Consider the following 569-nt stretch of genomic DNA (forward strand, 5'->3'; position numbering starts at 1 on the left):
CTGCATGCGGACCTCGACGCCCATGCAGTGCGAGGCGCGCAGGCCGTGGCGGGCCATTCGAAGTACGCCGAGCGCCAGGGCGAGGAGGCCATCGCCATCATCGGGCTGCGCCGCAAGATCGCGCAGAAGATGCAGGAATCCAAACGCCGCATTCCGCATTTCAGCTACGTCGAAGAGGTCGACGTCACCGAGCTGGAGCAGCTCCGCGCCCGGCTCAATGCCTTGCACGGCGCCACGCGCGGCAAGCTCACGCTGCTGCCGTTCATTGCCCGTGCCCTGGTGCTCGCGGTGCGCGAGTTTCCGCAGATCAATGCGCGCTTCGACGATGAGGCCGGCGTGGTCACGCGCCACGCCGCGGTGCACCTNAGCTGGAGCAGCTCCGCGCCCGGCTCAATGCCTTGCACGGCGCCACGCGCGGCAAGCTCACGCTGCTGCCGTTCATTGCCCGTGCCCTGGTGCTCGCGGTGCGCGAGTTTCCGCAGATCAATGCGCGCTTCGACGATGAGGCCGGCGTGGTCACGCGCCACGCCGCGGTGCACCTGGGCATTGCCACGCAGACCGAGGCCGGG

At 69.0% G+C, this 569-nt stretch carries 1 protein-coding gene; it reads left to right on the plus strand.

Features of this window, described 5'->3' with window-relative positions; all coding sequences use genetic code 11:
- Positions 1-368: 368 nt before the first annotated feature.
- On the plus strand, positions 369-569 hold a 201-nt coding region (locus QZH66_RS18205), incomplete at its 3' end, for a 2-oxo acid dehydrogenase subunit E2 (RefSeq protein WP_305807203.1).

The organism is Stenotrophomonas sp. YIM B06876, assembly GCF_030711595.1.
In the GTDB taxonomy this organism is placed as follows: Bacteria; Pseudomonadota; Gammaproteobacteria; order Xanthomonadales; family Xanthomonadaceae; genus Stenotrophomonas.